Raw genomic sequence first — 10,218 nt, forward strand, 5'->3', positions numbered from 1 at the left:
ACAGAGCAGTCCACCAGTACCACTAAACGGTTTTCTGGGAGATCTCATGCTCGATTCGCTCCTCAAGGCAGGCCGGGAGTCCACGGTCGCCGAGGCGCCACCGTATGTCGCCGGCCGCTGGGGCGGCGACGGCAGCGTTCTCACCCGTACCGGCCCGTACGTCCGCCGCGAGGTCAGCAGGACCACCACCGCGACCGGCGAGGACATCGACCGCGCGCTCGCCTACGCACGCACCTCCGCTCGTACGGTGGCTTCGCTCTCTCCCGCGGCACGCGCCGAGATCCTCGACCGCGCCGCTCAGGCCGCCCTGGCCCACCGGGATGATCTGGCCCGGCTGCTCGCCCTGGAACTGGGCAAGCCCCTCAAGGACGGGCGGGGCGAGATCGACCGCGTGGCGGACACCTTCTCCGTGTGCGCGGCCGAGGCACGGCAGATCGGCGGCGAGATGCTGCCCGTGGCGGGCTGGCAGCGAGGAGTCGGCAACACCGCACTCACCTACCGCGCACCCGCCGGGACCACCCTCGCCATCACCCCGTTCAACGCCCCCGCGAACCTCCTGGCCCACAAACTCGGCGCGTCCTTCGCCGCGGGCAACACCACCTTGGTCAAGGCACCCCCGCAGGCCCCGGCCTCCACCGCCGCGATCGTCGCCCTCCTCCTCGAGGCCGGACTCCCGCCGCAGGCAGTGCAGTTGCTGCACGGAGGCGGAGAGGTCGGTGCGCTGCTGTGCGCCGCCGACGAGGTCTCCGTCATCAGCTTCACCGGCAGCGCGACCACCGGGGACGCGGTCGCCAAGGCGGCCGGCGCCAAGCGCCTGGTGCTCGAACTCGGCGGCAACGCGGCCACCGTCGTATGCGAGGACGCCGACTTGGAGCAGGCCGCCCGCGAGTGCGCCCGCACGGGATTCAGCAACTCGGGGCAGAGCTGTATCTCCGTCCAGCGGATCTACGTGCACCGCTCGCGCTATGGCGACTTCCTGGACCGGATCGTCCACGCAGTGGACCAACTCGTCGTCGGCGACCCCCTCGACGAGGACACCGACATCGGCTCCATGGTCGACGAGGAGGCCGCCGAACGCGTGGTGCGCTGGTCCGCCGAAGCCGCGGATGCGGGCGCCCGCATCCTGCGCGGCGGCATCCGGGACGGCGCGACCGCGCGCCCGACGGTCGTCGCCGGGCCGCCCGAGAGTGCGTCGGTCGTGGTGCACGAGGTCTTCGGCGCACTGGTGACGGTACTTCCCTACGACGAGTTCGACGCCGTCATCGAGACCTGCAACGCCAGCCGCTACGGGCTGCAGGCCGGGCTGTTCACCCGCGACATGGGGCGCATCCTCACCGCTTGGCGGGAGCTGGAGACCGGCGCCCTGATCGCCGGCGGCACCTCCAACTACCGCCTGGACCATGTGCCGTTCGGCGGGATGAAGGACTCCGGGTTCGGCCGCGAGACACCCCGCTCGATGATCGACGACTACACGGTCGTGAAGACTCTCGTGCTCCGCGGTCAATCCGTGTGGGGCACCCGGAACGCCGCCACCGAGGAGCCCTCCGTATGAGCGAGAACGTCACGGCCTCCGCCGCCGATCCTGCTGCGAAAGGCACCGTCACCGCCGCCCGCGCCCTCGTCGCCCAACTCGAGTCGTATGGAGTCGAGTACGTCTTCGGCACCTGCGGCCACACCAACATCGCCCTGCTCGACGAACTCGGCCCCAGCCCCATCGAGTTCGTGATCGCCCGCCACGAACAGGCCGCCGCGCACGCCGCCGACGGATACGCCCGCGCGAGCGGCAAGCCCGGTGTGCTCCTGACCCATGTCGGCCCGGGGCTGATGAACGCGGTCACCGGTGTGGCCACCGCCGCGATGGACTCCGTCCCGCTGGTCGTCATCTCCGGCGACGTCCCCTCGTACTACGCGGGCCGCCACCCCCACCAGGAGGTGAACCTGCACGCGGATGCCGACCAGGCCGCGATCTTCGCCCCGTTCAGCAAGCGGACCTGGCACGTGCACCACGTGGCCGACCTGCACCGCACCGTGGAGCGGGCCTTCTGGACCGCCACGTCAGGGCGGCCCGGTGCGGTCCTGGTCAACGTGCCGATGGACCACTTCAGCCGCCAGGTCGCGCCCTATCGGGGCGACCATGCCCTGCCGGCCGTCACAGCCCGCCCGGCCCTCGACACACCCACCGCCGACCGCATCGCACGACTGCTCCTGGACGCCGAACGCCCGCTCATCTACTTCGGCGGCGGCCTGCGCGAACCCCGGGCCCGCCAAGACCTGCTCGCGCTCGCCGAGCATCTCGACATCCCGCTCGCCCACTCCCTGATGGGCAAGGGCGTACTGCCCGACCGGCACCCGCTGCTCCTCGGGATGCCGGGCTTCTGGGGCCTGGAGACCACCCACACGCACACCAAGGGCGCCGATGTCGTCCTCGCGCTCGCGACCCGGTTCGCGGAGACCGATGCCAGCTCCTGGGACCCGGCCCACACCTGGAACTTCCCGCCGAGCAAGCTGATCCAGATCGATATCGACCCGGCCGAGATCGGCCGTAATTACCCGGTGGAGATCGGCGCCGTATCCGATGTCGGCGAGGCAGTACGGGCGATCGGGGCAGCCGTACGTGCGGCGCGTCCCGAGCCGCTCACCCGTGCCGGCCTGCGCGACTCCATCGCCGTCGCCCGCCGCGGCGTCTTCGACACCGCACGCGAGGACGGCCGCAGCGACGCCTTTCCGCTGCGGCCGCAGCGTATCCTCGCCGATCTGCGCGCAGCCCTGCCGGACGACACCGTGCTCGTCACCGACGTCGGCTGGAACAAGAACGGCGTCGCACAGTGCTACGAACTCCCCGACACCGGACGGTTCATCACCCCCGGCGGCGCCTCCACCATGGGCTTCGGCCCGGCTGCCGCCGTCGGCGTGCAGCTCGCCGAACCGGAGCGCACGGTGGTCGCCCTGATCGGCGACGGCGGGATGAGCGCCCAGCTCCCGGCCGTCCCGATGGCCGTCGAGCGCAACCTTCCGGTGCTCTTCGTGGTGATGAACAACCGGGCCCACGGCACCATCGCCGACCTCCAGTCCGCTTCCTTCGGCCGCTCGTACGGCTGTGAGTTCACCGACGCCGAAGGCCGCCCGTACAGCCCGGACTTCGCGGCGCTCGGCCGCTCCTGCGGGGCCGGGGGCTACACCGTGGCCGAACCCGCCGACCTGGCGAAAGCCCTGGCCGACGCCCTGGAGCGGCGCGCGCCCGCCGTCATCGACGTGCCCATGGTCAACGAGCCGGTGCCGACGCCCGGCCACTGGAACATCAAGGACATCTACCGCGGGTCCTTCGCCGACTGAACCGACCGCACCACCTCATCCCGCCGACCCTGCACACACCGAGGTGATCCCATGACCCGCAATCCGGCACATCCACGGCTGACCCTGGCCATCACCGCCGCCCTAGCGACTGCTCTGGGGGCCTGCAGCGCGCCCGGCGAGTCGGGCAGCGAGAGCAAGTCGACCTCCGGACCGATCAAGATCGCGGTCGTCAACGCACAGAGCGGACAGCTCAGTTCGCTTGGCGACTGGGAGTACAAGGGAGCCAAGCTCGCCGTCGACGAGTGGAACAAGAAGGGCGGTGTGAACGGCCGCAAGATCGAGCTCAAGCTCTTCGACGACCAGGGCGACCCCACCACCGGCACCAACATCGCCCGCAAGCTCGACAGCCAGGGCTATATCGCCATGATCGGCACGGCCGAGAGCGCCGTGACCATCGCCATGGCCCCCGTCCTCCAGCAGGCGGAGATCCCCAACATCACCTCCGGCCAGTCCGACAAACTCGTCGCCCAGAAGAGCCCCTTCCTCTTCCTCAACGGACCCACCAGCACCACCTACGACACCACCCTCGCCAAGTACCTGATCGAGGACAAGCAGCACAAGAACATCGCGATGATCACGAACAACGGCTCCTTCGGGAAGGGTGAGCACGACGCCTTCCTCAAGGCCGCCAAGGACCTGGGCGTGACGCCCTCCACCGACCAGATCGTCACCACCGACCAGAAGGACTTCAGCTCCGCGCTCACCAAGATCCGCGCCGAGAAGCCCGAGGTGATCTTCATCGGTTCGGAGGAGGTCGAAGCCGGCCTGATCGTCAAGCAGGCCCGCGACCTCGGCATCACCGCTCCCTTCGCGGGCGCCGCCCCGCAGGGCACCCCGGTGTTCATGGACACCGCGGGCAAGGCCGCCGTCGAGGGCACCATCGTCAGCTCGCCCTATCTGAGCAACGACGTCAGCCCCGCCGCCAAGAAGTTCGCCGACGCCTACCAGGCCGCGTACAAGGAAGAAGCCGAGATGCACGGCGCCAAGGCGTACGACGGCGCGAACATCCTGCTCACCGCCCTGGACACCAGCAAGGGCGCCACCGGCAAGAAGCTCGCCGACGCCATCCGGGCCACCCGCCACGACGGCCTGCTCGGCGACTTCGCGTATGACGAGACCGGCGTCGGTATCACGCAGACCGCCATCGGCGTGATCCGCGACGGCAAGCTCGTCGCCGAGCAGTAGGCGACGGAGACACCGGCATGCAGGAGACGCTGCAGACACTCGTCGGAGGCCTCAGCCTGGGGGCGGTCTACGCCCTGGTCGCCATGGGCTTCTCCCTCGTGTACCGCACCATGGGCCTGGTCAACTTCGCGCACGCCGACATCGCCATGATCGGCGCGTACGCGGCCTCCACCTTCTATCTCACGTCCAAGATGCCGTTCGTCGTCGCGATGGTGGTGGCGATCGTCGTCACCGGCGCCATCGGCCTGGTCATCGAGCGGGTCCTGCGCCCGCTGGAGAACAAGGACTTCGACCTGATGCTGATCGGCACGATCGGCTTCGGCATCGTCCTGCAGGCCGTCGCCATCCTCATCTGGGGCACCACGGGACGGGCCGTCCCCTCGCCCGTCCGGTCCGCGCCGCTCGACGTGTTCGGGGTGCGGGTGCGCACCTACGACCTGCTCGTCATGGCGGTCGCGGCGTTCGCCGTGATCGGGCTCGCCTGGTTCCTGGCCCGCACCAAGCGCGGCGCCGCCATGCAGGCGGTCGCCATGGACCACGAGGCCGCCACCGCCGTCGGCATCAACGTCGGCCGCAGCAACGCCCTCGCCTTCTCCATCGGCGCGGGACTCGCCGCCCTCGCCGGCGGTCTGGTCGGTCCGATGCTGTACGTCGACGCCTCACTCGGCGGCGCCCTCGGCATCAAGGGCTTCGCCGCCGCGATGCTCGGCGGCTTCGGCTCCATCCCCGGAGCCGTGGTCGGCGGCCTCGCGATCGGCGTCCTCGACTCGTACGCCGCCGGGCACTTCCAGGGCTACTCGGTGCTCGTGACCTTCCTGGTCTTCACCGCCGCCATCATGATCCGCCCGATGGGCGTCTTCGGGGAAAGGACGGTGAGCCGCGCATGAAGCTGCGTATCGGCGGACTCGCGGCCATGATCGTGGTGGCCTGGCTGCTGCCGTACGGCCTGGGAAGCTACGCCATCCATGTCGTGAACATCGCCCTGATCTACGCGCTGCTCGCGATCGGCATGGGCCTGGCCATGGGGATCTCCGGGCAGATCAACCTGGCCCAGGTGGCGTTCTTCGGCGTCGGTGCGTACGTGGTCGCCATCCTCACCACCCACAACGGCTACGGTTTCTGGGCGGCGTCCGCCCTCGCGCTCCTGGCGACCGTGGCGACAGGGCTGTTCGTGGGGGTGCCCGCGCTGCGCATGCAGTCCCACTATCTCGGCATCGTCACGCTCGGTCTGGCGCTCGGCTTCCTCAACTGGATCACGAACGCCACGATCACCGGCGGCGCCGACGGGATCTCCGGCATCCCCCTGCCGACGCTGCCCGGCATCGACCTGTCCAGCGAATACCTCTACTACTACGTCGAGTTGGTCGTCTGCGTCCTCGGCCTCGCCTTCGGTCTCTTCGTGGTCCGCACCGCGCTCGGACGGCGGCTGCGCGCGATGCGCGACGACTCGCTCGCCGCGAGCGCGATGGGCGCCCAGATCCCGCTCCTGCGTATGACGGCCTTCGTCCTCGCCTCCCTGTACGGGGGCATGGCGGGCATCCTCTACGCGGGCCTGATCCGGTATGTCGCGCCCGAGACCTTCTCCATCGCCAACATGTTCATCCTGCTCGCCATGGTCATCATCGGCGGCCGCCGTTCCCTGGTGGGCTGCGTCGTCGGCGCGATCGGCCTGACCCTGATCCGCGAGTGGCTCTCCGACTTCTCCACCTACGCCCAACTCGGTTACGGCGTCGTCGTCGTGCTGATGGTCGTCTTCGCGCCGACCGGTCTCGCGGGGGTCCCGGGTCTCGTGCGGGACGCCGTACGCCGAAGGAGCCGTACGTCCGGTGGGCCCCGGGCCGAACTGCGCCCCTTCACGCCGTACGAGGTGAGCCCGCCGCCCGACGATCAGGCCACCGGGCCCCTGCTCGACATCCGCGCCGTCACCAAGGACTTCCGGGGCCTGCGTGCCCTGGACGACGTCTCCCTCTCCGTACTCCCTGGTGAGATCCGCGGCATCGTCGGCCCCAACGGCTCCGGAAAGACCACCCTGTTCAACGTGGTCAGCGGCTTCTACCGGGCCACATCGGGGCAGGTCCGGCTGTCCGGACGGGACACCACGGCCACCCGGCCGTACACACTCTCGCTGCTCGGCGTCGCCCGTACGTTCCAGAACCTGCGGCTCTTCTCCCACCTCACCGTCCGCGAGAACATCCTCGTCGCACTCGACCGCACCCGGACCCACACCATCTGGCGCTACGTGCTGTGGCCTCCCGGCGTCCTGCGCCAGGAGCGCCGTCTGCGCACCCAGGCCCAGGAACTCCTCGACCGCTTCGGCCTCGCCGACTTCGCGGACACCCCGCCCGGTTCGCTTCCGTACGGCATCCAGCGCCGCATCGAGATCGCCCGCGCGATGGCCGCGCGGCCCCGCCTGCTGCTGCTCGACGAGCCGGCCGCCGGACTCAACGGCGAGGAGGTCGGGCAGCTCGCCCACATGGTGCGTTCCATCCGCGACAGCGGCACCACCGTGGTCCTCATCGAACACAACATGGGTCTGGTGATGTCGCTGTGCGAGCAGGTGACCGTGCTCGCCGGCGGCCGGGTCATCGCGGAAGGAACACCGCCCGAGGTGGTCGCGAGCCCGGCGGTGATCGAGGCGTACCTCGGCGACTCGGAGATGGCGCAGGACGCCCGCGAAGCCGCACCCCCGCTCACGGCCACGACGCCGCATCTGCCGTCCCCGTCGCCGTCCAACTCCGAGGAGGCCGCCCGGTGAAGATCCCCTCCCTGCTGCCCGGCAAGCGCGCCACCGCGCCCGCACACGCGGCAACTCTCGCCGTCGACGACCTGTCCGTGCACTACGGCGGGGTCTGTGCGGTGCGTTCCATCGACTTCAGCATCGCGCCCGGCGAATCGGTCGGCATCATCGGCGCCAACGGAGCGGGCAAGACCTCCACGCTCAAGGCCCTGATGGGGTTGGTGCCGCGCAGCGGCGGCCGGATCACCCTGGGCGAGCGGGACTTGGGGAAGGTCCCGGCCCGGGACATGGTGCGGCACGGCATCGGATACGTCCCCGAGGGGCGCCATGTCTTTCCCGGACTCCCGGTGGAGAAGAACCTTCTTCTCGGGGCGTACGCACGGCGCTGGGACGACGAGACCCGCGCCACCCTCGCGGAGGTGCACGAACTGTTCCCCGTACTCGGCGAGATGGGCACCCGCCTGGCCGGGGCCCTGTCCGGCGGGCAGCAGCAGATGCTGGCCATCGGACGCGCCCTGATGGCCCGGCCGCGCATCCTGCTCCTGGACGAGCCGTCGATGGGGCTCTCCCCCAAGCTCGTCTCCGGCATCCTCGACGTACTGCTTCGGCTGCGCGAGGAAGGCCTGAGCCTGCTCCTCGTGGAGCAGAACGCCAAGCTCACCTTCGGCGCCACCAGCCACTGCCTGGTCATGGAGAACGGTGAGGTGGCGATGACGGGATCGGCGCAGGAGCTGAGCAGGGACGAGCGCGTACGCAGGATCTACCTCGGGTTGTGACGCCCTCGAACCCGGCGCCGTGGTGGAGACGGGACGTCCAGCGACGTGGCGGACGGGGCCTGCGCGTCTCACACATCCCGCAGCAACGCGCTCAGGTCGAAGGTGAGCGTCTCCTCGCCCGGCGCGACCACCGCGTACGAGCGCAGCAGGAAGCGGCGCAGCGGGGCGGTGTCGATCTGGACGAGCGCCGCACCGTCCGGCACGCGGAACTCGATGATCGTCTGGGCCCGGCCGCACGGCCAGACGTGCACGTCACCGGCGCCCGAAGGGGTGCTCAGTCCTGACTCGAGGAGGTCTCGGGCGAAGGTCCAGGGCACCGGGCGGCCGTCCAGGGAGACCTCGGGCGGGAAGACCAGGTGGATCGCGAGGGGGTCGGCGCTGTCGTAGCGGAGCTGGACGCGGACGGCCGGCTCCTTTTCGGCGGAGGTGATGAGGCGGGCCCGTACGGACTGTTCGATCGTGAGGGACATCGGTCCGGCTCCTTCGGCGGTGGGCTGGGCGCGGCGCGGGGTGTCCGCGCCCCATGTCCGGTCGACTCGCGAAGGGGCTCGGGTATTACGCGAGTTGCCGCGCGACCTGCTGTGACCTGCGCCACTGTGGCCTGCGCCACATTAGGGACCCGTATCGGGCAATTCGTACATACAGTGACAAGCTCCCGATCCGCAGTGGAGTGTCCTGCCATGACCCCTGGATCCGCCGGCGTCGACGCCGCGGCCTACGCGCGCATCTTCGAGGAAGAGCAGACCCAACTCGTCGCCTACGCCCGCTCACTGACCGGCAACCCCTGGCTGGCCGAGGACGTGGTCGCCGAGGCCCACTTCAGAGTCTGGCGGCGACTGTCCTCGGGGCACGAGATCGACAACGTCGCGGCGTATCTGATGCGTACCGTACGCAACCTGGCCGCTACCGTCGGTGGCAACCTCGCCCGTGAGACGCCGGTCGAGCCGAGTACGGCGGACACGGGCGAGTCCGAGCAGGTCTCCGTCACCTTCACGCCGTCCGCCGCGGATCCGAGTACCCGGGTCTCCCAGGTCGACCTGCTGCGGCGGGTGCTCGGCCAGTTGCCCGAGCGGTGGGTCAAGGCCCTATGGCTGGCCGAGGCCGAGGATCAGTCGCTGGACGCGATCGGCCGTCGCATCGGCGTCGGCAGCGGCGCGACCGCGGTGCTGCTGCACCGGGCCCGCGAAGGGATGCGCCAGGCATTCCTGCGCGCGCATCCCGGCACTCCGCAGGACCCTGCCTGCGAGATCCACTGGGAGCGCATACCCGCACTCGTACGGGAGGCGGCGGCGCCCCGGCACGCGAAGCAACTCCGCGCACACATGGACGGGTGTGAGGACTGCCGCGCCCGCTACCTGCTGCTCGCGCGGGCCAACAACCACCTGGGCGCCTTGGTCGGACCTGCGCTCCTGGTGCTGTTCCTCGGCGGAGGGGCCAAGTTCCTTGCGCCTTTGGTCACGGGGGCAGCGGCTGGCGCGGCGAGCTCGGGGGCCGGGACCGGGGCGACTGGTTCGCACCTGGCCGCTCCGCGCACTGCGCGTACGCCTAGCGGGACCGATCACGCCGTACAGCACCTCGTCACGGGCGGGTTCAAGCTTCCCTCGGCGGTTCTCGGTGCCGTCGGCGTCGGCGTGACGGGGGCGGTCGTCGGCGTGGCGCTGCTGGCCGGCGCCGGCCAGCAGCCGTTGCCTGCGCCGCGTACCGCGACGCACCAACCCGCGGCCGTACAGACCAATCCCCCGGCCGTTCCTGCGAGTCCACTCACGAGGACGACCGAGGTGGGCTCCGTCCCGCTTCAGGCCCCTGCGGAGCGGCACGATGCCGCCCCGCCGCAGGACGCACCGTCACAGGCACCCCAGGTCCCGCCGGCGCAGGCGCCTCAGGACCCGCCGGCCCAGGCGCCTCAGGACCCGCCGGCCCAGGCGCCTCAGGACCCGCAGGCTCCGGCAGCCGAACCTGGCCTCCCCGAGACCCCGAAGGACCCGGTGGCAGAAGGGACACCGCCTCAGGCGGAGACCGCCACGAACCCCGCCCCCGCGGCGGAGCCGGACCAGGCCACACCGACCGATCCTGCGGGCGCCGCACCTACCGAACCGGCGGCTCCAGAACCCGATCCGGTGCAGCCCTCCCCCGAACCCGTAACTCCGCAGCCCGTCAACCCTGTTC

At 70.5% G+C, this 10,218-nt stretch carries 8 protein-coding genes; 7 read left to right on the forward strand and 1 reads right to left on the reverse strand.

What is annotated here, in order from left to right:
• Positions 1-46 precede the first annotated feature (46 nt).
• Genes G6045_RS00755 through G6045_RS00780 form a run of 6 tightly spaced genes read left to right on the forward strand, consistent with a single transcriptional unit; the run spans position 47 to position 8,052 of the window.
• The gene (locus tag G6045_RS00755; protein ID WP_165329735.1) at positions 47-1,552 is read left to right on the forward strand and encodes an aldehyde dehydrogenase family protein; all 1,506 of its coding nucleotides are present in this window, start codon (positions 47-49) and stop codon (positions 1,550-1,552) included.
• Positions 1,549-3,333: a thiamine pyrophosphate-binding protein gene (locus tag G6045_RS00760; RefSeq protein WP_165329736.1), complete on the forward strand. Its 1,785-nt coding sequence runs from the start codon at positions 1,549-1,551 to the stop codon at positions 3,331-3,333. Before G6045_RS00755 ends, G6045_RS00760 begins: the two co-directional genes overlap by 4 nt.
• Before the next feature lie 51 nt (positions 3,334-3,384).
• Complete coding sequence (locus G6045_RS00765; protein WP_165329737.1) at positions 3,385-4,539, forward strand: ABC transporter substrate-binding protein; 1,155 nt, start codon at positions 3,385-3,387, stop codon at positions 4,537-4,539.
• Between the two features lie 17 nt (positions 4,540-4,556).
• A complete protein-coding gene (locus tag G6045_RS00770) occupies positions 4,557-5,426 on the forward strand; it encodes a branched-chain amino acid ABC transporter permease (RefSeq protein ID WP_165329738.1) in 870 nt (289 codons plus the stop codon).
• Positions 5,423-7,294, forward strand: a complete 1,872-nt coding sequence (locus G6045_RS00775) for a branched-chain amino acid ABC transporter ATP-binding protein/permease (RefSeq protein WP_165329739.1) — start codon at positions 5,423-5,425, stop codon at positions 7,292-7,294. Before G6045_RS00770 ends, G6045_RS00775 begins: the two co-directional genes overlap by 4 nt.
• On the forward strand, positions 7,291-8,052 hold the full coding sequence (locus tag G6045_RS00780) for an ABC transporter ATP-binding protein (RefSeq protein WP_206343115.1): 762 nt from the start codon (positions 7,291-7,293) through the stop codon (positions 8,050-8,052). The genes G6045_RS00775 and G6045_RS00780 overlap by 4 nt, the downstream gene beginning before the upstream one ends.
• A 68-nt stretch (positions 8,053-8,120) precedes the next feature.
• On the opposite strand, the gene G6045_RS00785 is transcribed toward G6045_RS00780, so the two are convergent.
• Positions 8,121-8,522, reverse strand: coding sequence for an SsgA family sporulation/cell division regulator (locus tag G6045_RS00785; RefSeq protein WP_165329740.1), 402 nt, complete (start codon positions 8,520-8,522; stop codon positions 8,121-8,123).
• Positions 8,523-8,732: 210 nt separating this feature from the next.
• Between G6045_RS00785 and G6045_RS00790 the strand changes: the two genes are divergently transcribed.
• The coding region (locus G6045_RS00790) for a sigma factor (RefSeq protein WP_165329741.1) at positions 8,733-10,218 on the forward strand (1,486 nt) is incomplete at its 3' end.

This window comes from Streptomyces mesophilus (assembly GCF_011044995.1).
GTDB lineage: Bacteria > Actinomycetota > Actinomycetes > Streptomycetales > Streptomycetaceae > Streptomyces > Streptomyces mesophilus.